The organism is Xanthomonas sp. NCPPB 2922 (assembly GCF_041520885.1).
GTDB lineage: Bacteria > Pseudomonadota > Gammaproteobacteria > Xanthomonadales > Xanthomonadaceae > Xanthomonas > Xanthomonas campestris.
On record NZ_JBGOFY010000014.1, the window covers coordinates 12,838 to 37,873 of the forward strand.

A 25,036-nucleotide genomic window follows, 5' to 3' on the forward strand; every position below is an offset into this window, starting at 1 on the left:
GACAGGCGCACATGCGCGGCGCCACCGCGCCACATTCACTCAAGTGCTCAGCCACGCTTCGGTATAGTCGCGCGATGACTTATTCCCCACGTTTCGCCGCTGTTTTCGCCGGCCTGCTTTGCCTTGGCAGCACTGCGCTGCATGCCCAATCGCTCGATCCGCAATTGACCGCCATGCGCGATGCCATCGCCGCCGCCGAGCGTGGCCAGGCCGACGCCGGCCAGCTCACCGCCCTGCGCCGGCATCCGCTGTACGGCTGGCTGGAATACGCCGCGCTCAAGCGCAACATTGACAGCGTCTCCACCTCGCAGGCGCAGGGCTTTCTGCAGCGGTATGCGGGCCAGCCGGTGGCTGAGAGCTTCCGCGGCGCCTGGTTGCCGGCCGTGGCGCGGCGTCAGGACTGGACCACGCTGCTGGCCAACTGGAAGCCCACCGACAACCTGGGCCTGCGCTGTGCGCAGCTGAGCGCGCGCCAGGCCACCGGCAAGGCGGATGCGCAGTGGAGCCGCGATGCCTTGACGCTGTGGCGCACCGGCAAGGGCCTGCCCGATGCCTGCGACGCGGTGGTTGCCGGGCTGGAGTCGCGCGGCGAGCTCACCCCGGCCTTGCGCTGGGAGCGCGTGGAAGCCGCTGCCGACGCGCAGCAGCCTGCGGTGATGCGCACAGCCGCACGCGGGCTGCCGGCGGCCGATCTGGCCCTGGCCACCGACTACGCGGCGTTCCTGGACAAGGTGCATCCGCGTGCGGCGAGCTGGCCCAGGACCGAGCGCAGCCGCAACATCGCCGTGGACGGCCTGGCCAAGCTGGCCAAGAGCGACCCGGACGCGGCCGAACAGCAACTGCCTGCACTGGCCGCCGCGCTGGGCTTCAGCGAGGCGCAGCGTGGGCAGGTGCTGTACCAGATTGCGTTGTGGACCGTGGCCTCGTATCTGCCCGATTCGGCGCGCCGGCTCAATGCAGTGCCCGATGCGTCCTATGACGAACGCCTGCACGAATGGCGCGCGCGTGAGGCGATGTCGCGTGGCGATTGGCCGGCGGCGCTGGCCGCCATCCGCAAGATGCCGGCTACCCAGCGCAGTGATTCGCGCTGGCAATATTTTGAAGCGCGGCTGGCCGAAAAGACCGGCGCCGCCGCCGCGGCACAGCCGCTGTATCGCGCGGCCGCGCAGTCGCCCACCTTCCACGGCTTCCTGGCTGCCGATCGCCTGCAGCAGCCCTACCGGCTGTGCCCGTGGGAGCCCAAGGACAGCCCGCAGGCCAAGGCCGCGGTGGCACGCGACCCGGCATTGGTGCGCGCCATCGCGCTGTTCCAGATCGACCGCCCCGGCTGGGCCGTGGCCGAATGGAACGATGCCGCCAGCCGCTTCGACGACACCCAACGCCGCCTCGCGGTGGAGGTCGCCAGCGACAACGGGTGGTTCGACCGCGCGGTGTTCGCACTCGGCAAGCAGCCCGACGAACAGCGCCTGTACGCGCTGCGCTTTCCGCTGCACCACGACGACAGCATCCGCCGAGAAGCAGCCAAGAATGCGATCGATCCGGCATGGGTGGCCGCGGAGATTCGCGCAGAAAGCATCTTCAACCCACGCGCGCGCTCGCCGGCCAATGCAATGGGCCTGATGCAGGTGTTGCCGGGCACCGGCGCGGCGGTGGCCAAGGGTATTGCCCTGCCCAACTACGGCGGCGCCGCCAGCCTGTACGAGCCAGACACCAACATCGCGATCGGCACGGCTTACCTGCGCCAGCTACTCAACAGCTACGGCCTGCCCTACGTCACCATCGCCGCCTACAACGCCGGCCCTGGGCCGACCGGGCGCTGGCAGGCGCAACGGCCCGGCTTTGATCCGGATTTCTGGATCGAGACCATCAGCTACAAGGAAACGCGTGAGTACGTTGCGCGCGTGCTGGCCTTCAGCGTGATCTACGATTGGCGCCTCAACGGCGATGCATTGCCGTTGAGCGACCGGTTGATGGGCCGGCTGGTGGACAAGCGCACGCGCCCGGTGTGTTCGCCGGGCCCGGCGGCCAACGCCGCACAGGACTGACGCAGCCCGCGCAGTGCCGCGCGCGCTTGCCGTGCGTGGCAGTGCGCAGGGCATCGGGCATCATGTGCGCATGAAGATCTATCTTGTGGGCGGCGCAGTCCGCGATGCCTTGCTCGGCCAGCCAGCCGGCGACCGCGACTGGGTGGTGGTCGGCGCCGACCAGGCGCAGATGCAGGCGCTGGGCTACAAGCCGGTGGGCAAGGATTTCCCCGTATTCCTGCACCCGCGCAGTGGCGAGGAATACGCGCTGGCACGCACCGAGCGCAAATCCGGGCGTGGCTACCGTGGTTTTGTGGTGGACGCCGATCCGTCGGTGACGCTGGAGGAAGACCTGCTCCGCCGCGACTTCACCATCAATGCGATTGCACGCGACGAAGCCAGCGGCGAGGTGTTCGACCCGTATGGCGGCGTACGCGATCTGCAGCAACGCGTGTTGCGGCATGTGGGCCCGGCGTTTGTGGAAGACCCGGTGCGCGTGCTGCGTGCGGCGCGCTTCATGGCACGGTTGGCGCCGCTGGGGTTTGGCATTGCGCCGGAAACCGCCGCGCTGATGCGCGAGATGGCCGATAGCGGCGAACTGGACAGCCTGGTGCCCGAACGCGTGTGGCAGGAGCTGCGCCGCGTGCTGGCCAGTGCGCAGCCTTCCGCGTTCCTGCGCACCTTGCACGACACCGGCGCGCTGCGCGCCATCCTGCCCGAGCTCGATGCGTTGTACGGCGTACCGCAGCGTGCCGAGTTCCATCCGGAAGTGGATACCGGCGTGCACCAGGAGATGGTCAGCGACATGGCCGCAAGGCTTGCGCCCGGCGATGCGCTGGTGGGATTTGCAGCGCTCACCCATGACCTGGGCAAGGCGCTGACCCCGCCGGAGCAATGGCCGCGCCATGTGATGCATGAGCAGCGCGGCGTGGCCCCGTTGCAGGCGCTGTGCGAGCGGCTGAAAGTGCCGCAGGACTATCGCCAGCTTGCGGTCACCGCCTGCCGCGAACATCTCAACGTGCATCGCTTGCCCGAACTGCGCGACCGCACCGTGCATGAGCTGCTGGTGCGGTGCGACGGCTTCCGTCGGCCGGAGCGCATCGCCCAACTGGCGCTGGTCTGTGAGGCGGACAAGCGCGGCCGGTTGGGCAGCGAAGAAGCCGCATACCCGCAAGGGCCGGAACTGCAGCGTGTGCACGCCGCGGCGCTGGCGATCAATGCGCGTGATCTTGCGGCAGACGGTTTGCAGGGCCCGCAGATTGGCGAGGCATTGGCCAGTGCGCGCATCGCCGCCATTGCACAGGCGCGCAGCTTGCGTCAGTAAGCGCGGGATCGACGCGCGGTGTGGGCGCCGCGCGGCCACACGGCAGGCCAAGCCCTATCGGTAACACTCACCTGGCGAACGCCCGCATGCAGCCGGCGTTCGCCAGGTGGTACAGCTACAGCTTGAAGTTGAGGCTCAGCATGAAGGAGCGGCCGTTCTTGTACAGGTAGTACGGCTGGTTCTTGTTGCCGATGTAGCTGAAGTAGGTTTCGTCTAGCAGGTTGGTGGCTTCCAACGCCACGCGCAGCCGCTCGGTGGCCTGATAGCCCACCGACGCATCCACCTGGGTAAACGCATCGGTCATCTGCTGCCCGTTGAGCCGCCCGATCTGGGTGAAGTATTCCGAACGCCAGCCCAGGTTGACGCGTGCACTCCACTTGCCCTGCTCGTAGTACGGGCTGATGTTGTACGCATTGCGCGAGTTGTACGGCAGGCTGTAGTCGCCATCGGTGTTGGAATCGGAATAGGTGTAGTTGGCCACCACGCCGAAGCCATTGCCGAAGTTGTGCTGCAGATTGACCGCCACACCGCGCACCTTGGCATCGCCGGCATTGGTCGGTACCGAGGTCTGGTAGGTGCTGGAGCCGCCGGTGGCATTGTTGAAGAACACCCGGTCCTGCACGGTGGTGAGGATGTAGTTGGAGATGTCACGCGAGAAGAATTCGCCGCTGAGCACGCTGCTGTCGGTGAAATACCACTCCAGCGATGCGCCCAGGTTGGTCGACTCGTACGGGCTCAAGCCGGGGTTGCCGGTGGAGGCGGTCAGCGTGGTGTCGTCGGTCGCCACGTACGGGGTCATGTTGGTATAGCGCGGCCGCGCGATGACCTTGGAGGCGGCAAAGCGCATGATCAGATCGTCGCGCAGGTCGTAGGCGATGTTGAACGCCGGCAGCCACTTGCCATAACTGCTCAGGAAATTCACCGGCGTATAGCCGCCGCCCGGTGCGTAGCTATAGCCATCGGTGGAGTCGCGCGTATGCACATAGCGCACGCCGATGTTGCCGCGATAACGCTCACCGGAGAAATTGCCCTGCAGGAACCAGGCGCGGTTCTGTTCTTCGATGCTGTAGTTGCCCGCATAGCTGATCGGCAAGCCTTCATCGCCTTCGAGCCCGCCGATGTACTGGCTGATGGCGCCACTGTTGATCGTTGACCAGCGCTGCATGTCGGCACTGGTCGATAGCCCGTCCAGATAGCCGGAGGGCGTGGTGCCCGGCGAGAACGCGGCCAGCGTGCTGCCATCGTTCGGGTTCCAGGTACGGCTGTACGAGGACTGCCCGGTGGCGTGATTGGTGAGCTTGATGCCGGTAAGAATCTGCGTGAACGGGCCCCACTCCACCGCATGGTCGAAGTCCAGCTGCAGGTAGCGTTCCTTGTCGTACTGCGGGCTATGGCTGGCCGAAGCGTTGTTGAGCTGCATCGCCGCCGCATTGGTGGGGTCGGTGCTGTAGTCCATCGCGGTGCTGCGCCCGTCGATGTTGTAGCTATAGCCGGCCAGGTTGCGAAACTGGATGCCGTAGATGCGCTCGGCGCCGCCTTGCGAGCTGGTGTAGCCCACCTGGCTGGAGGCGTTCCAGCCATCGCCATGCCAGTCGGCGCGCAGATGGATGCTGCCGGTACTGACCTCGCTGTTGCGCAGGTAACCGTCCAGGAACGTGGTGGATTGGTCGCCGAAGGTGCCGGAGGTGGCAATGCCGTTTTCGAACCCCAGCGCTTGCGCATCGCCAGGCGTAGAGCCCCAGTAGCCGTAGCGGCTCTGGTTGTAGTTGTCGAAGCTTTCCTTGACGTACAGGCCGGTCAGGTTGAGCTCGAAGTCTGCATCCGGCTTCCACTGCAGTGCGGCACTGACGCCATCGCGCTTACGCGTCTGCTGAAACAAGGCGGTGTTGATCGAGGTGGGAAACACCCCGGTATTGTTGCCGACCACGGCAGCGGGAAAGCCGGCGCCTGCCACATCGTCGTAACCGAAGATCTCCACACCATCACGGCGCAGCACGCGTTGCGAATGCATCACCGAGGTGAGCACGCCGAGCGTTTCATCCTGGTTTTTCCAGCTATACAACGCGGAGGCATTGGGCTTGCCTTCTTCGGAACGATCGTTGTACCCGTAGCTCACGGTGCCGGTGAGCGTGTTGCGCTCCAGCTCCAGCGGCTTGCGCGTGTGCACGATCACGGTGCCACCGATCGAGCCTTCATCGATGCGCGCTTCCGGCGTCTTGTAGACCTCCATCAGGCCCACCACCTCCGGTGCCAGCGTGCTGTAGTTGAACGAGCGGCTGTCCGGGTCGTTGGGGTCGCCGCCCCAGCTGGTGGAGGCAATGGTTTGGCCATTGAGCAACACGCGGTTGAGCGCCGGGTCGGTACCGAGGATGCTGACTTTTTCGCCTTCGCCGAACTGGCGGTCCACGGTGATGCCGGAGAGCCGCGACAGCGACTCGGCGACGTTGGTGTCGGGGAATTTGCCGATGTCTTCGGCGCTGATCGCGTCGACGATGGCATCGGCATTGCGCTTGACGTTGAGCGCCTTGCCCAGGCTGGCCTGGTACCCGACAACCTTGACTTCGTCCAACGTGGACACCGAGGGATTGGTGGGCGCGGCGTCCTGCGCAACTGCAAGGGATGGCGGCTGTGCCGGCGCTGCTGCGGGCTGTTGCTGCGCAAAAGTCGGAAGCGCCAGCGCGCCACTCACTGTTACGCCACCGATCAACAAAGCGCGGACCGCTGCGCTCAGTGGCACGCGCCGTGGTGGTTGCCGGTGCGCGGCGGTGCAGGTTGATTCGACTGACCATTGGAACGATCGGGGAAACAGCATTGCGTTGACCTCGTGGCTGATACGTCAGGCCGCAACCGATGGGCTGCGCTGAAGCGCGCTGCGCGCGCCGTGCTGCACTCCGTCCCCTGCGCCGGCGTGCAACGGTGATCCGTGCGGTGTGTGCGCAACGGATCGAGATGCCGGGCCAAGGCATGGCCAGCGGCGGTGATGTGCTGGTGCGGAACGAAGCTCCTGTTCGCTGACAACGTTATCAGCGAAGGTGCCTTCCGATAGCGGTACTGTCAACTTTTCGCCAGAACCCCCTTGTTTTATGCGGAATACGCTGTCCTAGGCGTCGATAATGGAACGACAGCGTGACCAGGATCGCATTCCAGCAAACAGCCCATGCAGACCACTGCGCCGGCGACCTCGCCCAGCAAGGCTGCGCAACGAGATGTTGCATTGCAGAGTGTCGTGCTGGGGCCTATTGCATAAGTGGCACCATGCGACGCTGCAATGCGCGTGATCGCAGCTGGTGGCGTTGGCGTGACGCGCGATGCAGGCGACGCGTGCCGTTGGACGATGCGCCTGCCTGTTTCAGGTCTGCCTCATGCCATCGTTCGCCCACAGCGTAATCAGAGCGATGCTTCCGTTGCCGGTAGTCGCGTCGCGTTGACCCAACGCAATCCGCGCACGCCTTGCGTGCATCACTGCGCCAGTGCGCACCGCTGCATTCGCAGCCATTGCGCCGCCGCATCGATGGCATCGGCCTGCGGGTCCAGTACCACGTCAGGTTGCAAGGCGCCATCCAGACGCTGTGCATTGCGGTCCTGCATCGCACTGCTGGCAACCGCAAGCACGCCACCACCGGGCAGATCGACCGTGCGATTGCTGGTGGTCTGCCCCGCACTCGGCTGGCCGAAGCTGCGCGTTGCCGGACGGCCACGGAACGCGATGGCGACCATTTCGCCCGCGCTTGCCGTGTTTGGCCCGATCAGCACGGCCACCGGGCGATCGGTTTGCGCTGCGCGCACGCCGGACATCGGCGGCGCGGCTCTCGCTCGCCACGGCGTCTGCTCGCCATCTGCGTTGACGAAGTAGCCGAGCACGTGATCACCCAGCAACGGCTGCAAGCCGTTGAGCATCGGCCACATGGTGCCCCCGCTGTTCTGCCGCAGATCGATGATCCAGCCGCAGCGTGCCTGCGATGCCATGCCATCCAGCGCGGCGCTCAGCGCGCGTTGATAGTCGCCCCTGACATCACTGGACGAGGTCATCAGGCCGGGCACCGCGACATAGCCCACATCGGGCTGCAGCAGCTGTGCCTGCACTGTGGCGTGCGCGGCACGCGCCTCCATATCGCGCAGGGTGCTAGGCCGTAACAGTGCGCTATGGCCGTCATCGAGCTCGGCAATCAGCGCCTCGATGGCCGCATAGGCGTCGGCTTTGCGCATGCTGGCGGCCTGGGTGCGCAACTGTGGCTCGCGGGTGGCCCAATCGATGCGGCTGCGCTGTAACGCGTGCTCCCTGATCGCAGGAATCGCAACGTCGAGAATCGCCGCTGCAGACGCAGCATCCACGACAGGTTGGGCCATCAGCCTTAGGCCAGTAACTTCGACGGCGCCATCGCCAGCCAGCACGACACCAATTGCCAGTTGATTTGCCTGCTCAGGAATCTGCATCGCGATACCACGGCGTGCCTGAGCGCTGCCACTTACCCGCTCGGCTTGCGAGGTTTCGAATGCCACGACCTTGCCCTGCGCATCGACTGCGCGCATCCACAGGTTTGCACCCGGGACGGCGCTGAAGGTGTGCAGAAGACCATCCAAGGCCAGCGACTGACCACGCAGCGGGACGGCATCGAGTTGCACGGCGGCCGCACCGAACGCGGCCGTGCGCTTGGTGCGTGCGGTCAGACGTAGCCGTGCGCCCTCGGCCGATTGCACATCGCCCTGCGCAGCATCCAACTGGTAATCCGTGCCGCCGGCAACCAGTTGCCAGTTGGCCGCAGCCGCAATTGCATGCGCGCCAAGCAGCAAACACCCCCACCAGCCACCATCGCATCCGTGCGTGTCTCATCGGCACTGCCTTGTCCTGGAGTTGATCGCGACTCTAGCAGCCACGACGTGCCACTGTGGATGGCAGCGCTGCATGCGTGGCGGCGGCGATTCAGCGCTACAGGCAATGGCACAGCAACCGTTCCGGACCGTGCATGGCAGGCATGCCGCGCCGTTGTCGCGACGGCAGATGCCCACTGCTCAACCTTCCGGCGAGCACTGCCCCTTGAACGTCAACACCGTACCGAGGCACGCAACCGGTGACTGCGATCCGCAGGCACGGCACATCGACGGCGCTACACGTCAGCGAGCGCAACCATGCTGCACAACGTCAGTCGCGCTGCCCCGCCACCCAGGTGCCCAGCACGTGCACGTCTGCATCCACCAGCACCAGGTCGGCCTGGTAACCCGGTGCGATGCGGCCCAGGCGCTCGCCCAGGCCGATGCACTGCGCCGGATAGGTGGACGCCATGCGCGCGGCTTCGGCCAGGTCCACGCCCAACCATTGCACGCTGTTGCGCACCGCGGTGGCCATGTCCAGCGCGGAGCCGGCGAGCGCACCGGCGGCGTTGCGTACCACGCCATCGATGGCGGTGATGGTTTCGCCGTACAGGTCGAAGCTGGGGCTGTCGGCACCGACCATCGGCATGGCGTCGGTGACCAGCAGCAGCTTGCCGCGCGGCTTGGCGGCCAGCGCCACGCGCAGGCTGGCCGGATGCACATGCACGCCGTCCACGATGACGCCGCACCACACCGCGGGATCTTCCAGTGCGGCGCCCACGGCGTTGGGCTCGCGCCCGGCCAGTGGCGACATCGCGTTGTACAGATGGGTGAAGCCGCTGACGCCGGCGGCAATGCCGTCGCGCGCCTGTTCGTAGGTCGCGGAGGTATGGCCGGCAAACACAACTGCACCACCGGCGACAAAGGCGCGGATGTCGTCCAGCGGCACGCGCTCGGGCGCGAGCGTGATCAGGGTGACGCCGTTGTCCAGCGAGGTGTCCACCGCGATCTCGTGCGCGTCGGGCACGCGGAACTTCTGTGCGTCGTGGGTGCCTTTGCGCGCCGGGCTCAGGTACGGGCCTTCCAGATGAATCCCGAGCACGCCCGGCACGCCCTGTGCGATCGCCTGGCGCGTGGCGGCGATGGCCTCGGCCATCACCTCGGCGGTGTCGCTGATCAGCGTGGGCAACATGCCGGTGGTGCCGTAGCGGCGATGCGCTGCGGCGATCGTCGCCAGCGCCTGCGGCGTGCAGGCGTTGTTGAACAATACCCCGCCGCCGCCGTTGACCTGGATGTCGATGAAGCCGGGCAGCAGGGTAGCCCCGCCCAGATCCACGCGCGTGCCGGCCTGCGCCACGCGCGCATCGTCGGCCGCGACAACGGCCTGGATCTGCGCGCCGTCCAGCAGCACGGCCAGGCCGTCCTGCAGGCCGTCATCGGTGAGCACGCGTGCATTGCAGAGCGCTTGAATCGGGGAAGCATCCATGTTCAAACCGTTTCCGTGACCTTGTTCAAATGCGGCGGCAGATCGGGGTTATGCCCGCGCTGCAGGGCCAGTGCGTTGATGGCGCGGTAGAAGCTCTGCACGGTGAGCAACGGTGCGCACGCCGGGTGCGCGGCATCGGCCAGCGGCAGGTCGCCATCGGGCGCGGCAAGCCACACCTGCGCGCCACGTGCACGAAATTCTTCCGCCAGGGCGCGCGTGCCTGCACCGGTTTCATCCGGCTGCGCGAACACCAGCACCGGGAAGCCCGGGCCCACCAAGGCCATCGGGCCATGCTTGACCTCGGCCGAGCTGTAGGCCTCGGCGTGCAGGCCGCAGGTTTCCTTGAACTTCAGCGCAGCTTCCTGCGCCGCGCCCAGGCCCAGGCCACGGCCGAGCACAAACAGGTTGTGCGCCGGCTTCAGGCCGCTGGTGAGTGCGGACCAATCGGCCTGCCAGGCGCTGCGCAGCTGCTGCGGCAACTGCTGCACGGCGGCGAGCAGCCCGGGGTCGTTCTTCCACACCGCGCCCAGGTGCAGCACCGCGGCGAGCGAGGCGAGATAGCTCTTGGTCGCGGCCACGCTCTTTTCCGGGCCGGCACCGAGCGGAATCACCACCTCGGCCAGCTGCGCCAGCGGCGAATCTTCCACGTTGACCAGCGCCACCACGCGCGCACCAGCGGCCTTGGCGGCTTCGGCATTGCGCAGCAGGTCCGGGCTCTTGCCCGATTGCGAAATCACGATGTACAGCGCGCCGCGCAACTGCAGCGGCGCCACATAGACCGAGCCCACCGAGGGCGAAGCCGATGCGGTGACGATGCCGAGCTGGGTTTCGAACAGGTACTTGGCGTAGGTGGCGGCGTGATCGGAACTGCCGCGCGCGCAGGTCACCACGAACGGCGGCGGGTTCTCGCGCAGCGACTGCGCCAACGTGGCGATGGTGTCTGCATTACGCGCGAACTGTGCAGCGACCACGTCGGCGGTTTCGGCCGCCTCGCGGAACATCAAGGTGTCAGTTTCCTGGGGGAGATTCATCGGAGCTCAGGCGGATTCGGGGGAGGGGGATTTGACGGCCGGCGGTTGCGCCGGTGCAGTGGAACCGCGCACCACCAACTGCGGCACGAAGCCGCGGTTCTGCAGTTGCGCCGGTTGATCGTCGTAGGCGTCGCTGCGCAACTGGCTGATCAACAGGCGTGCGGCGTGCCGCGCGATGTCTTCGGTGGCCTGCTTGGCGGTGGTCAGCGCCGGCCACGACTGCCGCGAGAACGGGCTGTCTTCGAACCCGGCGATCGACAGCTGGTACGGCACGTTCATGCCGGTGGACTTGGCCGCGGCCAGCACGCCGGCGGCGATCTCGTCATTGCTGCCGAAGATGGCCGTGGGCGGCTCGCGCAGCGACAGTAGCCGGCGCGCACCACGAAACCCATCGTCGAAGGTGTAGTCGCCCGGAATCACCAGGTGCTTGTCCAGGCTGATGCCGTAGTCCTTCAATGCGGCTTCGTAACCGGCGTAGCGCTCGCCGCTGGAGCGGTGCTGCGGACCGCCCCATAGGAAGCCGATGCGCTGGTGCCCAAGCTGGATCAGATGCTCGGTGATTTCATAGGCGGCATCGCGGTCGTCGATGTACACGCACGGCCCATCGCCCGGGTCGGTGGTGGAGGCGATGATGCGCACGCTCTTGATGCCGCGCGCGGCCAGGCCGGCCAACAATTCGGGGCGCTCGGACATCGGCGCGGTCAGCACCACGCCGGCCAGGCGCGAGCGCTGCACCCATTCGGCCAGTTCTTCGGCCAGCAGCGGCGAAGTGGAATCGCAGGGATGGATCTGCAACCCGAACCCGGTTTCGCGGCAGGCGGCCAACACGCCGTTCTGGATGCCGATGATGTGGTACGGGTTGGGGTTGTCGTAGACCAGGCCGATCACGAACGGCGTGCCGCTGCGCAGGTTGCGCGCGGACGGATCGGGTTCGTAATCGAGATCGGCGATGGCACGCAGCACGCGCGCACGCGTGGCCTGCATCACTGACGGTTCGTTGTTGATCACGCGCGACACGGTCTTCAAGGAGACCTTGGCGCGCTCGGCGACATCTTTGATGGTGGGCCTGCGCATACTCGTGCCTTGTTCGTCTGAACGCATCATGCCGCGTCACTCATTTCGGTTGAGCCGGCAGCCCCACACGGTGGCCGCGCAGCGAATAGAACAGGATGTACAGGTAGCACGGCACCATCAGTGCGGCGAACACCACCTAGAAGTCGTAATGCTGTTTGAGAATGGCGAACAGCTGCGGAATGATCGCGCCGCCGGCAATGCCCATCACCAGCAACGCCGAACCGATCTCGGTGAACCGGCCCAGACCGCGGATGGCCAGCGGAAAGATCGCCGGCCACATCATGGCGTTGGCAAAACCGAGCGCGGCCACGAACCCCACCGACACATAGCCGTGGGTCAGCAGCGCCCCCAGCGAAAACAGTACGCCCAGCAGCGCAGACACGCTCAGGTAGCGCGCCTGCGAAATCACCCGCGGAATCAGCACCAGGCCGGCGATATAGCCCAGCAACATTGCGCCCAGCGTGTAGGAGGTGAACAGCTTGGTGCTGTCCAGCGGCAGATTGAAGCCGTGGCCGTAGGTGCCGATGGCATCGCCGGCCATCACTTCCACACCGACGTACACAAACAGACACAACACGCCCAGCCACAGATGCGGGAACTGGAAGATGCTGGACTTCTGCGCCGCGCCACCGCTGCCCGGCGTGGCATTGGCTTCGGAGGCCTTGAGTTCGGGCAGCGGCGAGAACAACACGCCCACCGCCAGCACCAGCAACACGCCGGACATCACCAGATACGGTGCATGGATCTTGGCGGCGAACGCATTGAGCAGTTGCTGCTTGGTCGCCGCATCGGCCGCGGCCACCTGCGTGGAGAGATCGCCGATGCCATGCAGCACCAGCGAGCCGATCAGGATCGGCGCCAGGATGCCGGCAATCTTGTTACAGATGCCCATCAGCGCGATGCGCCGCGCCGCACTTTCGATTGGCCCGAGAATACTGATGTATGGGTTGATCGCGGTCTGCAACAACGCCAGGCCGCTACCGATCACGAACATGCCGGCCAGTGCGCCCGGATACCAGCGTTGCGTAGCGAATTGCCCGAATGCTGCGGCGCCCAGCGCCATCACCACCAGACTCAGCGCCAGGCCTTTTTTCATGCCGGTGCGCTTGAGGATCCATGACGAGGGCAGCGCCAGGAAGAAGTACGACAGGTAGAACACCATCAGCACCAGGAACGCATTGACCTCGTTGAGGTCGAACGCCAGCCGCACGAAGGTGATCAGCGGCCCGTTGATCCAGGTGAAAAAGCCGATGATGAAAAACAGCACGCCGACGATGGCGATCGAGACAACGGGATTTGCGGGCCTGGCGGTAGTCATGGATCGGCTGGCTCTAGGTTGTCGTGCGGGGGAATGCCGTCGGCGTCAGCGGCGCAGTTCGGCGACGAAGTCGTAGAAGTCGTTGTGGCAATAGGTGTCGGTGAGTTCGATCGCGCTGCCGTCGCGGGTGTAGCCCACGCGTACCACATGCAGGATCGCCTCGCCGGTCTTCATGCGCAGGTGTTCGGCCAGCCGTGCCGGCAGATTGATCGCGCGGAAGTACTGCAGCGCACGCACCACCGGGGTGCCTTGCGCATCGAGAAAACTGTAGAGCGAATCGCCCACCTGCTCCGGGTCGGCGACCACGCGCTGCGGCAACACGGCGTGTTCGTAGGCCATGACGCGGTCATCGGCGCTGCGCAGGCGGGTGAGCGAGGCGACCGCCGCATCCGGCGACAGCCCCAGGCGCAGGATTTCCTCGCCATGCGCGGGCCGCAGGCGCCGTTCCAGCCACCTGGTGCCGGGCTCGTAGCCTTTGATGCGCAGCGTCTCACTGAAACTGGTCAAGCCGCTGAGCTGGTGCTGGATATGCGAGGTGACAAAGGTGCCGGCGCCCTGGCGACGCGAGACCAGGCCTTGCTCGACCAGCGCATCCACCGCCTGGCGCAAGGTGACCCGCGAAATCTGCAGCCGCTCGCACAGCTGGCGCTCGGCGGGCAGCGCTTCGCCGGCCTTCCAGTGGCCACCGCGGATCGCCTCGCCGAGCTTGGCGGCCAGCTGCAGGTACAGCGGTGTGGGTGCGGAGGCGTCCAGACGCAGGTCGTCCAGTCGCTTGTCCCCCTCCGCGTTGGCCTTGGCCATGGGTGTTCTCACCTGGCAGGATTCGTTAGGTCCAATATAGTACCAATCGGCGTCGGCATACCAGCCCTGTGCCCGGACGCGACGGGTAGGCCTGTCATCTGTCATGGCGCCGCGCCCAAAGAAAGGGATGGGTAGCTACGGAAGGTCAGTGAGGAGACGGGACGGTTAGCCCTTCGAGCTATGGCGTTGGCTGGCGTATCGCGGCCACTCAAGGTGAGTGGAAGCAGACCAATTCAGCCGCTGCACAGACCAGCGCGCTGTCTGGCAGGGGTGCGTCCGTCCTCCATCCCATCGGTAGAAAACGTGCAGCCGGCTACGTGGATGGCGCGCCGTTACAGCGTGCCCTGATCAACACGAAGCAGGCGGCGCTCCTGCGTTGGCACAAACCCCAGCAATTGCAGACCGAGGTGCAGGGCGGTGTCGCTGCCGGGGTCGACCTGGGTGCGCCATTGCCAGCGGCCATCGCGCTGCAGGCGCAACTCGGCGCTGAGCTGCATGCCGTCGGGCATGCCGCCATCGGGCTGCAGTGCAAGTTTCACCGCAGCGTCATTGCAGCGCGGGCTGCCGCGCAGGCGCAGCGGCAGCAGGCCGGCCGCTTCACCGGCGCTGGTTGGCACGATCTGCACGGTCACCTCCCCTGCGGCCTGTACGCAGCGGGTGGCGTCGAACACGGCCTGCACCTGCCGCAGGTCCACTGCCAGATCCAGCAAGGTGATGCCACCGGGTTGGCGCAGCAGCACGCGCCCATTGCCTTGGTCGATGCCGTGGCGCGCACCGCGCAGGGCGATGAGCGCTGCCGTGGACGTGGCGAGCCGCACGCGCTGCTCGCCGCGCACCAGCGGCCACGGCTGCAGGGCCACCTGCACATCGCCGATGGGCTGCGCCTTCCAGGTGACGCCGCGCAAGCTGCCGTTCCAGATCGAGCCTTGCGCCTCCAGCACCGCGATCGGCAGCGACTGTGCAGGCAGCACCCACCGCAACGGCAAGGTGGCAATGACAATGGCGATCAGCACACCGAGCACCAGCAACGACCAGCGCAGCAGCCTCATGGCGTGATGCCCTCGAAGCGACAGCGCACCTGCAACTGCTGCGCGTGGCGGGTGATCTGCAGTTGCGTGGGGGCTAAGCCATGCGCAGTGCGCAGGCGTTCCAGCCAAGCGAATAACGCCGGGCTGTTGACGGCATCGATCTGCAGTTCGACTGCGCCGGAGACCGCACGCGGCGCAGGGCCAATGGCAACACCAGCATCGCGTGCGGCCTGCAGGATGTCCGCCAAGGTCACCACCGCGCTGCGTTGCCGGCCCTGTGCGTCGAGCAGGGCTTGCGCGGCGGTGTCATAGCGCCCCTGCGCTGTGCTGCGCCACTGCCGCAGCGGCACGAGGATGGCGTACCACGCGATGAAGGCGGCGATTGCCGCGCCCATCACGGCCAGCATCACGCGCTCGCGCGGTGCGCGCTGTTGCCACCAACGATGGCTGCGGTGTCGCAAGGCGGTCATCGGGGTGGCTCCAATTCCAAGGGGGTCTGCAGCCTGGTCTCGACCGCCTGGCTGCTGGCCGGGCGCACCTGCCAGCCGGCGCTGCGCAAGCGTGCCAGCAATTGCTGCAATTGCGCGTCATCGTCATGCACCAGCGTTGCGCGCACTGGCTGCGCTTGCTGATACGCAAGGGTGTCGAGCTCGGCGCCGGGCACGCTATCGACCGCGGCGATCACCGCGGCGAGCTGCGCTGCGAACGCATCGGCCGACACCGGCGTTGCGCCGGTGGCTTGCACGCCCTGCACCGCCACAGCGCGGCGCTGCAACAGCTGCGCGCCGATCTCATAACGCAGTGCCTGCGCACCCAGCAACAGCAGCGGCGAGATCAGCAGCAACACGCCAAGCCATGCGAGCCTGCGCGGCGTCAGCCCGCGCCGCTGCGGCGTGGCGCGTGCGAAGGCATGCTGCCGCAATTCGATCGGTGCCTGCGCCACATGGCGGGCGAAGACGGCAATGACCTGCGCTGGATCATCCAGAGGCGGAAGCGGCGACGGATGGCCCTGTGCGTCGAGCACCAGCTGCGCGGTCTCCGGCTCCAGGCTGCAGGCCAGGCGTGCGCCACGCACCAGCCAACGCCCGTCCCACTGCACAACCGTCGGTGGCGCATCGGCGTCCACCATGGGCAGCAGCAGACATTCCGGCACCACGCTATCGGGCACGATGCTGTGCTGCGCGGCACGTTCCAGCCACTGTTGCAGGGTTGCCTGCTCCACTGCGGCCACCAGGCGCGTGCCATCGGCCTGCGCGTTGGCGGCAATCACCACATGCAGCGTGCTGACATCGCTGGCCAGATGCTCGGCCAGTTGCAGGCGCGCGGCCGCCAACGATTGTGCCGGGCTGCGCCCGGGCAGGGCCAGCCAGCGCAAGTGCACCTGCGTGCCCGGCACCACCAGCACCGTGCGCGCCGCGGGTATGAGCGGCGCAGCGCCGGCGGCATGGATGCGCACATGCCCCTGCGCATCCACATGCACGGCGGTGGCGGCTGTGCCTGCATCGGCCGGCAGCAACAGCAAGGTGGTACTCATTGATCGGAACTCCATTGGCGCGCCACCAGGCGGATCCGCCCGGCTGGCGCTTGTTGCAGCAACGCTTCCAGCATGACCTCGGCACCCGCGTAATCGACCTGGCTGTACAGCGAAAAATATTCGGTGCGCAGCACGATCTGTTCGTACATTGCATCGGGCACGGTGACCTGCAGCAATGCCGGCTGGCGGAAGAACGCCTGCACGTCGCGCCAGCCGCCGGCCGGGCGCGCGGCAATGAGGCGGCGCGCCGCGTCCAGGTCCAGCGTGCCTTCGGCGATGGCCACCAGCACGGCCGCATCGGTGGCGCGCAGCGTGTTGATGTTCACCTGCGACAGGCGACCGCTCGGCAGCGCACACACATGCGGCTGCAGGCGCGTCAGCAACGCAGGGGTGTAGCCGGCGATGGCGCGTAGTTCGCTCACGCCCGCCAGCAAGGTGTCGCCGGTGCGCAGCGGCAGCGCAGACTGCAGATATGCGGCGTCCTCTGCGCCCTGTGCGCCGGGTTGCTGGTCACTGTCGATCCAGTCCACCAAGGCGTCGGCCAGCGCATCGGCCTGCGCGGGCGCGATGCCCAGCGTGCGCAACAGGGCCACGTACTGGCGCACGCCTTCTTCGCTGCGTTGCCATTGCTCGGCCGCGCCGAACACCACGCTGTTGAGGTTGAAGCAGCTGCCGCGGTCGCGCAGGCGCAGTTGCACGCTGCCGCCCTCCAGCGGAAAGCTGAGCGGCTGGTCATCCCACCCGCCGTCCAGCGTGGTGCGCAGCGGGTCGCGCCTGGACAGGGTCTGCAGTCGCTGGCGCGCAAACGCTTCGCTGCCCAGCGCGTACCACTGCGCCTGCGTCATGGCCTCGCCGTTCCCGCTGCGGCGCAAGCCAAAGCGCAAGTCATCCAGCACCGCGACCATCAGCACGGTCATCACCGCCACCAACAGCAACACGGTGAGCAAGGCCACGCCGCGCTGCCGGCGAGCCCCCCCACGCCTGCTCATTCGCGCCCCTCCGGCACCAGGAACAATTGCCGCACGCGGCCCCAGTCCTGCATTTCCAGCTCCAGTGCCACCGCATCCGGTAGCGCCGCTACACCACCGCTCCAGCCATCGCTCCATTGCGCGCGGTAATGAAACCCCACGGTGGCCGCACGCACGCCACGCAGCAGCACCTGTGGTGCGCCGGTCACTGCACCGTCCAGCGCTGGACGTGCGCTGCGCTCGAGCCGGTCCTCCACCAGCCGGTATTCCACGTACTGCAGCGACGCACGCGGCGCCTGGTCCGGATTGCTCCAGCCGCGCCGCACGAATGCCAGCAAGGGGCCTTGTGCACCGGGTGGTGTGGCCACAAAGGCAGTCCGCGCAGGCACGCCATCACTGCCACGGGTGCGCCGCACCGCAGCCTGTTGCAGATCACTGCGTAGCAGGCCGTGCGCAATCTGGAAATCGCGCAGCTGCTGCAGCCGCGCCTGCACCGCAGCGCGCTGCTCGATGCTTTGCCGCAACACCCCCACCGCCGCTGCAGCCACCAACGCAAACACCGCCAACGCCACCAGCAGTTCGATCAAGGTGAAACCAGCGGCGCGGCGCAGGCGCATCACTCGGTACTCCGCACAACCTGCAGGCTGGCCAATTCCTGCGCCTGCCCGGCCGCGCGCACGCTGACGGCGATGCGCAGCATGCCCTGCCCGGCCGGTGTTGCCGTGCGCTTCCAGTCCCAGCCGCGCGCACCGGCTGATTCCTGCCCTGCGGCAGGTGCCGCGGCAACGGCCGCCGGTGCAAGCAGTGCTTCAATCGCCTGATTTTCCGCCACCACGGCCGCGAGCGCGCGCTCTTCCAGAATCACCGCGGTGCGCGTGCTTTCGCCGGACAGATTCAATAGCCCTACCACCGCCATGCCGAAGATCGCCAACGCGACCAGCAGTTCCAGCAGCGAGAACCCTGCCTGGGTGTCAGCGCGCCGCTGCATCGACCCGCACCGTGCCCACTGCATCCACTACCACCTGCACGCGTTGCTGGCCCTGCCCCAACGCCAGGCGCTGCGGCGTGGCGGCGCCTGTCGGGTCGAAACGCACGCTCACCTGCGTCGCACCCTCCGGCAGCTGCGTGCGCACCCCTTCCGGCCACTGCACGGGCGTAAACGGCACCTGGTCCAGCGCCACCCAGCGCTCGCGTGCCTGGCGGCGGAAGGCATAACCCCCGGCGCTGAGCACCACCTCGGTCATGCGCAGGCTCAGGATGGCCTCATCGCGCGCGTGCGACAGCGCGGTGGCCAGCGCATCGGCCTGATCGGGCAGCGTGCGCTGCGTGTCGGGCAGGGTCAGCAGCACAACGGTGCTGGCCAGCGCGGTGATCACCAGCACGGCCAGCACTTCGAGCAAGGTGAAGCCCCGTGCATTGCACGCGCACGGGAGCGCGGCGCGCATGCGTGTTTGCGGCGCACGGGAGCCACTCGATGCCAGCGCGCGCGCGGCCATCCCTGCGACTCAGCGCCAGTTGCCGATATCGGCGTTGTCGGCATCGCCGCCTTCGGCACCATCGGCGCCGAACGAATACACATCGAAGCCGCCGCTACGCCCGGGACGACGGTACTGGTAGGCGTGACCCCACGGGTCTTCCGGCAACCGGCGGATGTAACCGCCCTGGCGGTAGCGTTCCGGCCGGCTCAGGCCGCCGGGCGCGCTCAACAAGGCCTGCAGGCCCTGCTCGGTGCTGGGATAGGTGAGGTTGTCCAGGCGATAGGTTTCCAGCGCCTGCTCCAACACGGCGACGTCGGCGCGCGCCTTTTCCACCATGGCGCGGTCCTGGCTGGGCATCACGTTGATCATCACCACCGTGGCCAGCAAGCCGATGATGACGATGACCACCATCAACTCGACCAGGGTGAACCCGCGCGCCGCACGGCGCGAGGCGGTGCACGGGGAAACGCGGCGAAACGACATACGCGACATGAGACTCTCCGAATACGCGGCTGCCATCAGCCGAGTGCCAAGGTGTTGAATTGCAAAATGGGCAACAGGATGGACAACACGATCACTGCCACCACGCCGCCCAGCAGCACGATGATCAGCGGCTCCAGCAGGCTCATCGCCGCAGTGGTGAACGACTCGAATTCGCGCTCCAGATAGTCGGCGGCACGTTCCAGCATCGGCGCCAGGCGCCCGCTGTTTTCGCCGCTGGAGGCCATGTACAACAAGGTAGGTGGAAACACGCCCGCGCGCTTCATCGCCGCACCCAGGCTGCCGCCTTCACGGATGGCGGTGACCATGCTGTCGGTGGCCAGGCGCAGCGCATGGTTGTCCACGGTGCGTGCGGCGATCATCAGCCCTTCCATCAACGGCAAGCCGCTGTTGACCATGATCGCCAGGGTGCGCGCCATGCGCGCGGCATGCAGGTCGCGCAGCAAGCGCCCCAGCAGCGGGGCGCGCAGGATCGCCCGGTCGATCGCCAGCCGTACCGGCGGGCGCTTGCGCAACTGCATACCCACCACCGCCGCGATCACGCCAGCCACCAGCAGTGGAATGCCGGCATGCAGCAGAAACTGCGAGAGCGCGATGACCGCGCGCGTGAGCCACGGCAGTGCGCGGCCCATCGAATCGAACTGGTCCACAACCTTGGGCACCACAAAGGTCATCAGCACGATGACCACCACGCCGGCGGTCATTGCCAACGCTGCCGGGTACACCAGTGCGGATTGCAGCTTGCTGCGCACCTGCGCCTGGCGCTCGAGCAGGTCGGCCAGGCGCTCGAGCACCTGCGGCAAGGCCCCGGCGCTTTCGCCGGCCGCCACCATCGCGCGGTACAGCGGCGGGAAGGCAGTGCCCTGGCGCGCCATCGCATCGGACAGGCGGAAACCTTCGACAACCAATGCATGCGTCTGCCCGGTGACTGCGCGCACGCCGCGGCGCTCGGACTGGGTGCCGATGGTGCGCAGCGCTTCTTCCAGCGGTGCGGTGTCCGCCAGCGTGGCGAGCTGGCGGGTGAACAACACCAGATCCTTGCCGCTGAAGCGCGCTGCGCGCACCGTCGCGGTGGCCGCTGCCGGCTCCACCCGCAACGGCACCCATTGGCGCTGCTCCAGCAAGCTGCGCGCACTGCGCGCGCTGTCGGCGCTGATCACGCCGTGGCGATTGCGGCCGTGCAGATCCAGCACGGTGTAATCAAACTTCGCCATGCGCCTCGTCCTCCTGACGGGTGACGCGCAAGGCTTCTTCCAGCGTGGTCGCGCCTTGCAGCACGGCCGCGCGCGCGGCGTCGCTCAGCCGTGGCGCACGTACGAAGGCCGCGGCGGCCAATGCGTCTTCGTCGGCGTTGTCGCCGATCAGCCGGCGCAGCGTGTCGTCGACAGTGATGGCTTCGTAGATCCCCACGCGCCCGGCGTAGCCACTGTGGTGACAGGCCGCACAGCCGGCGGCGCTGTAGATCACCGCATCGGTCGACGTGCCCAGCATCTGCGTGGTGGCCGCATCCAGCGGCCGTGGCGTGCGGCAGTGCGTGCACAGCCGGCGCACCAGCCGCTGCGCCAGGATCAGGCGCAGGCTGGAGGCCAGCAGGAATGGTTCGATGCCCATGTCGCGCAGGCGCGTGACCGCACCCACCGCATCGTTGGTGTGCACGGTGGACAGCACCAGGTGGCCGGTGAGGCTGGCCTGCACGGCGATCTGCGCGGTTTCGGTATCGCGGATCTCGCCGATCATCACCACGTCCGGGTCCTGGCGCAGGATTGCGCGCAGGCCGGCGGCAAAGGTCATGCCCACGCGCGCATTGACCTGGGTCTGGCCAACGCCGTCGATGGCGTATTCCACCGGGTCTTCGACGGTGAGGATGTTGCGCGAACCGTCGTTGAGCAGGCTCAGCCCGGCATACAGCGTGGTGGTCTTGCCCGAGCCGGTGGGCCCGGTCACCAGCACGATGCCGTTGGGCACCTGCAGCGCACGTTGCACTGCGCCCATCACACCCGCGGGCATGCCCAACTGGGTCAGCGACAAGGTGCCCTGCTCCTTGTCCAGGATACGCAGCACCACGCGTTCGCTGCCGCGGGTGGGCAGGGTAGAGACGCGCACATCCAGCGCCTTGGCACCCATGGCCAACGACACCCGGCCATCTTGCGGGATGCGTTTTTCGGCGATATCCAGGCGCGCCATTACCTTGACGCGCGAGACCAGCAACGGCGCGATCCGCCCCGGCAAGGTGGCCGCTTCGCGCATCACCCCGTCCACGCGCAAGCGCACGCGCAGGCGCGACTCGTACGATTCCAGATGCACGTCGGACGCACCCAGGCGTGCGGCCTCGGCGATGATGCCGTTGATCAGGCGGATGATCGGCGCATCGTCCTGGCTGTCGAGCAGATCGGCGGTAGGGATGTCTTCGATCAGCGAATCCAGGCTGCCGTGCAGGTCCAGCGCTTCCACAGGCATGCCCTGCTCCAGCCCGGCATCGGCATAGATTTCCGACACGTGCCGGTCGAACACCGCCGGTTCCAACGTGCGTACCTGCAACGGCACGCCAAGCACGCGGCGCACTTCGATCAAGGCCTGCACATCACCGCCGGCGCGCAGGCCGACCTGTGCGTGCGCGGCGCTCTCGCCGCCGAGCAGCACCACGCCGTGGCGCTTGGCAAACGCGTACGACAGCGTGGCCGTGGGGGTGGTGGTCGACATGGTGTCAGCGCGTGCGCGGCGCGGCGGTGGGTGCCGGCGCCTGCGGCGCAGGCGCGATGGGCGCGGACGCCGGCAGCTGTGGCGGCTGTGCACGCAGGTAGTCGCGCACCAACGCATCCAGGGCCGCTTCCGGGTCGCCATCGGCCAGCTGCCGGTCGCGCAGGTAGTTGTAGCGTGGCGCGGTCATGCGCTGCGCATCGGCCGCGTCGCGGATGATGGTGGGGCGGATGAACACCATCAGGTTGGTCTTGTCGCGGTTGCGCGACTTGTGCCGGAACAACGCACCCAGCCCGGGCACGTCGCCCAGCAGCGGCACCTTCTCCACGGTCTGCCGGTCGTTCTGATCCAGCAAGCCGCCCAGCGCGACGATGGCACCGTTTTCCACCACCACGCGGGTTTCGATCTGGCGCTTGTTGAACACCAGCTCGGAGGACTGCGTGCTCACCGGCCCGGCAATGGCCGAGACTTCCTGTTTGATCGCCAATGTGATGCCACCGGCGGTATTGATCTGCGGGCGCACTTCCAGCTCCACGCCCACATCCTGGCGCTGGATGGTGCGGAACGGATTGTCGTTGGCCGCGCCCAGCACTTCGCCAGTGGTGATCGGCACTTCCTGGCCCACCAGGATGCGTGCCTGCTCGTTGTCCAGGGTCATGATCGACGGCGTGGACAACAGGTTGGAGCCGGTGTCGCTCTTGACCGCATCGATGATCATGCCGAACACCGCATCGTTGCTTTGCCCGGCCAGGCCGATCAGCCCGCCGCTCAATCCGAGCAGCGATTGCGCGGCCACGTTGCGCGCCTGCTCCAGTACCGAATCGTCTTCCCCGTTATTGCTGCGCGTGCCGGCGGCCGCAGCTGCCAGGGGCACGATGCCCGGCGCCGCGCCGCTGTACTGCGTGGCCAGCAACGGCACGGTGCCATTGCGCCCGGCCAGCAGCAGCTGCACGCCCAGACGCTTGGCAGCGGTGTCGGAAATCTCCACCACGATCGCTTCCACCAGCACCTGCTCGCGGTGCACATCGAGCTGGCGGATCACGTCCATCAAGGCGCGCTGGGTTTCCGGGTCGGCATTGATGATCAGGGCATTGGAACCGGGGTAGCGCACGATCACCGGGCGCTTGCCGGCGGCCGGTGCAATCACTTGCGCCTGCGCAGCGCCAGCACTCGCGGCCACATCCACGGCGGTGGGGCGCGTCTCTTGCCCGGGCTGCGCCTCGTTACCCGGGGTTTGCCCAACCAGTTGCTGCAGCACCGGCAGCAGTTGTTCGGCGCTGGCGTGCTGCAGGCGCACCACGCTGACATCGCCACGGCGCTCGGCCCGCCCATCCAGATCCAGTGCGGTGCGTACCACGCGCTGCACCAATGCCGGGTCGCCCCGCACGATCAACGAATTGCTGCTCTCCACCGGCAACACCGACAACACCGCGCTGCGCTCCCCGGCCTGGCCAAACAGCGTGGTGAGCGTGCGTGCCAGTTCCTGCGCCGAGCTGTTGCGCAGCGTCACCGTGTCGATGGCGGCGCGGTCGGTGTCGATCTGCGCCACCAGGCCACGGATGCGGCGCAGGTTGTCGGCGTAGTCGGCGATCAACAGGCTATTGCCCTGCGGCATCGCCATGATCACCCCGCCGCGTCCCACCAGCGGCTTGAGGATTTCCGCCGCGCTGCGCGCATCCACGCGCTGCAGCGTGAACACCTGGGTGGCGAAGCCGAGATTGCCGCTGGCCGCGCTGCCGGGCTGCTGCGCGGCGGTGTCGTCGGGGATGATGCGGTAGGTCGATGGCCCGCTGGAGACCGCAATCAAGCCATTCGCACGCAGTACCGCCAGCAGCATGCCCAGCAGGTCGGCTTCGGACATGGCCTGCGCACGCGCTACGTTGACCGAGCCCTGCACGCGCGTGTCGACGATGAAGGTGATGCCGGTGGCGCGCGAGACATCCTGGATGAAGGCGCGCAGGTCCACGTCCTGCATGCGCACCGCCGGTGCATCGGCGGCGTGCAGCGGCAGCATCGTCAACGGCGGCAGCGCAAGCAACAAGGTGGCGGACAACAGCCAGGGGCGACGGACGACGATCATTGCGGGCGCTTCAAGGTCATGGTGTGGGTCTGGCCGTCGCGGCGGTAGGTCAGCGTGGCGGTCTGGCCATCGCGCAGTTCGTCCTGCAGCTCGCGCAGGTGTTCGGCGTCGAGCGTGCGGCCATTGAGTTGGGTAAGCACATCGCCGGGCGCCAGGCCGGCCTGGCGCAACAGCGCATCATCGCCGCGCGGCATCACCGTGAAGCCGCCGCCATCGGCGTTGGCACGCAAGCCGGTGGTGCGCAGCAGCTGCTGCGGGTCGACCGCCGTGGTGCCGGCCGCTGCCGTACGCGCGCCGACATTGGACGCCACCGCCGCGGCTGCTGCGGGAGCGCCACTCGCCGGCAATGGTGCCGTTATTGCCGCGCTCGCCGCAGCGTGTTCGATCAACGGCAGCCGGCGCAGTGCACTGCCTGCACGCACCATCACGTGGTCGGCTGCGATCGCCTGCAGCGTCAGCCCCGGGCCCACTGCATCGCCAATGCGATACGCGCCCTGCCGGCCATCGCCGGTACTCAGGTACGCCGCTGAGTCCGCACCGCCCACACGCACGCCATGCAGCACCAGGCCGAGGTCGCCGCTGTCGGCGGGCGCGCGAAAAAACACGTCGCGCTGCAATGCAGGCAAGGGTGCAGCGGTGGTTGCGCTGCCTTGTGCGGTGCCCAGCGGGCCCAGCGGCGTCACCAGCAGCCACACCAGGCGCACGCCCTGCACGGCAAGCAGCACGAGCAACACACAGACAGCGGCAGTGCGCACGGCGCGCGCCGACATCAGGTCATTCAACGAGGGCGAAACGCGCTGCAAAGCGGACATCCGTCTCAGGATTGCGGTCGGATGACAGAATGCGGCGGAATTGTGTCAGTTCGAAGAAAGTGATGACACGC

The 25,036-nt window shown here is 67.3% G+C and carries 20 protein-coding genes and 1 pseudogene; 2 read left to right on the forward strand and 19 right to left on the reverse strand.

Features of this window, described 5'->3' with window-relative positions:
- The first annotated feature begins 74 nt into the window (after positions 1-74).
- Positions 75-2,045, forward strand: a complete 1,971-nt coding sequence (locus tag ACD584_RS15215; RefSeq protein ID WP_175611682.1) for a transglycosylase SLT domain-containing protein — start codon at positions 75-77, stop codon at positions 2,043-2,045.
- Positions 2,046-2,115: 70 nt separating this feature from the next.
- A complete protein-coding gene (locus ACD584_RS15220) occupies positions 2,116-3,348 on the forward strand; it encodes a multifunctional CCA addition/repair protein (RefSeq protein WP_043922211.1) in 1,233 nt (410 codons plus the stop codon).
- Positions 3,349-3,463: 115 nt separating this feature from the next.
- Here ACD584_RS15220 and ACD584_RS15225 read toward each other — a convergent pair whose 3' ends face one another.
- The 19 genes and pseudogenes from ACD584_RS15225 to ACD584_RS15315 all read right to left on the reverse strand — a co-directional run bounded on the left by ACD584_RS15225 (position 3,464) and on the right by ACD584_RS15315 (position 24,965).
- Positions 3,464-6,160 carry a TonB-dependent receptor gene (locus tag ACD584_RS15225; protein ID WP_267130798.1) on the reverse strand — a complete coding sequence of 899 codons (2,697 nt, stop codon included), beginning with the start codon at positions 6,158-6,160 and terminating at the stop codon, positions 3,464-3,466.
- Positions 6,161-6,807: 647 nt separating this feature from the next.
- A complete protein-coding gene (locus ACD584_RS15230) occupies positions 6,808-8,139 on the reverse strand; it encodes a S41 family peptidase (RefSeq protein WP_116923760.1) in 1,332 nt (443 codons plus the stop codon).
- Between the two features lie 349 nt (positions 8,140-8,488).
- A complete protein-coding gene (gene nagA / locus ACD584_RS15235; RefSeq protein WP_076037184.1) occupies positions 8,489-9,643 on the reverse strand; it encodes an N-acetylglucosamine-6-phosphate deacetylase in 1,155 nt (384 codons plus the stop codon).
- Positions 9,644-9,645: 2 nt separating this feature from the next.
- Positions 9,646-10,674, reverse strand: coding sequence for an SIS domain-containing protein (locus tag ACD584_RS15240; protein WP_070689693.1), 1,029 nt, complete (start codon positions 10,672-10,674; stop codon positions 9,646-9,648).
- Between the two features lie 6 nt (positions 10,675-10,680).
- Complete coding sequence (locus ACD584_RS15245) at positions 10,681-11,748, reverse strand: LacI family DNA-binding transcriptional regulator (RefSeq protein WP_076037185.1); 1,068 nt, start codon at positions 11,746-11,748, stop codon at positions 10,681-10,683.
- 40 nt (positions 11,749-11,788) lie between these two features.
- A pseudogene (locus ACD584_RS15250) lies at positions 11,789-13,066 on the reverse strand (sugar MFS transporter).
- Between the two features lie 45 nt (positions 13,067-13,111).
- Positions 13,112-13,834 carry a GntR family transcriptional regulator gene (locus tag ACD584_RS15255; RefSeq protein ID WP_175611869.1) on the reverse strand — a complete coding sequence of 241 codons (723 nt, stop codon included), beginning with the start codon at positions 13,832-13,834 and terminating at the stop codon, positions 13,112-13,114.
- 365 nt (positions 13,835-14,199) lie between these two features.
- Positions 14,200-14,916: a type II secretion system protein N gene (gene gspN, locus ACD584_RS15260; RefSeq protein WP_076037187.1), complete on the reverse strand. Its 717-nt coding sequence runs from the start codon at positions 14,914-14,916 to the stop codon at positions 14,200-14,202.
- On the reverse strand, positions 14,913-15,365 hold the full coding sequence (gspM, locus tag ACD584_RS15265) for a type II secretion system protein GspM (RefSeq protein WP_076037188.1): 453 nt from the start codon (positions 15,363-15,365) through the stop codon (positions 14,913-14,915). Before gspM ends, gspN begins: the two co-directional genes overlap by 4 nt.
- Positions 15,362-16,429 (reverse strand): type II secretion system protein GspL, encoded by a 1,068-nt coding sequence (gene gspL, locus ACD584_RS15270; RefSeq protein ID WP_076037189.1) that lies wholly within the window; start codon positions 16,427-16,429, stop codon positions 15,362-15,364. The genes gspM and gspL overlap by 4 nt, the downstream gene beginning before the upstream one ends.
- Entirely contained in the window at positions 16,426-17,418 is a 993-nt protein-coding gene (gspK, locus tag ACD584_RS15275) for a type II secretion system minor pseudopilin GspK (RefSeq protein ID WP_076037190.1), read from the reverse strand. Before gspK ends, gspL begins: the two co-directional genes overlap by 4 nt.
- Positions 17,415-18,014: a type II secretion system minor pseudopilin GspJ gene (gspJ, locus tag ACD584_RS15280; RefSeq protein WP_014508972.1), complete on the reverse strand. Its 600-nt coding sequence runs from the start codon at positions 18,012-18,014 to the stop codon at positions 17,415-17,417. Before gspJ ends, gspK begins: the two co-directional genes overlap by 4 nt.
- Positions 18,014-18,385, reverse strand: a complete 372-nt coding sequence (gene gspI, locus ACD584_RS15285; RefSeq protein ID WP_076037191.1) for a type II secretion system minor pseudopilin GspI — start codon at positions 18,383-18,385, stop codon at positions 18,014-18,016. The genes gspJ and gspI overlap by 1 nt, the downstream gene beginning before the upstream one ends.
- A complete protein-coding gene (locus tag ACD584_RS15290) occupies positions 18,369-18,842 on the reverse strand; it encodes a GspH/FimT family pseudopilin (protein ID WP_043922212.1) in 474 nt (157 codons plus the stop codon). The genes gspI and ACD584_RS15290 overlap by 17 nt, the downstream gene beginning before the upstream one ends.
- Positions 18,843-18,902: 60 nt before the next feature.
- Positions 18,903-19,367 carry a type II secretion system major pseudopilin GspG gene (gspG, locus tag ACD584_RS15295; protein ID WP_011038520.1) on the reverse strand — a complete coding sequence of 155 codons (465 nt, stop codon included), beginning with the start codon at positions 19,365-19,367 and terminating at the stop codon, positions 18,903-18,905.
- Positions 19,368-19,393: 26 nt separating this feature from the next.
- Positions 19,394-20,590: a type II secretion system inner membrane protein GspF gene (gene gspF, locus ACD584_RS15300; protein ID WP_076037192.1), complete on the reverse strand. Its 1,197-nt coding sequence runs from the start codon at positions 20,588-20,590 to the stop codon at positions 19,394-19,396.
- Positions 20,577-22,076 (reverse strand): type II secretion system ATPase GspE, encoded by a 1,500-nt coding sequence (gene gspE / locus ACD584_RS15305; RefSeq protein ID WP_076037904.1) that lies wholly within the window; start codon positions 22,074-22,076, stop codon positions 20,577-20,579. Before gspE ends, gspF begins: the two co-directional genes overlap by 14 nt.
- Positions 22,077-22,080: 4 nt before the next feature.
- A complete protein-coding gene (gene gspD / locus ACD584_RS15310) occupies positions 22,081-24,153 on the reverse strand; it encodes a type II secretion system secretin GspD (RefSeq protein WP_076037193.1) in 2,073 nt (690 codons plus the stop codon).
- Positions 24,150-24,965: a type II secretion system protein N gene (locus ACD584_RS15315; RefSeq protein ID WP_175611683.1), complete on the reverse strand. Its 816-nt coding sequence runs from the start codon at positions 24,963-24,965 to the stop codon at positions 24,150-24,152. The genes gspD and ACD584_RS15315 overlap by 4 nt, the downstream gene beginning before the upstream one ends.
- Positions 24,966-25,036 lie beyond the last annotated feature (71 nt).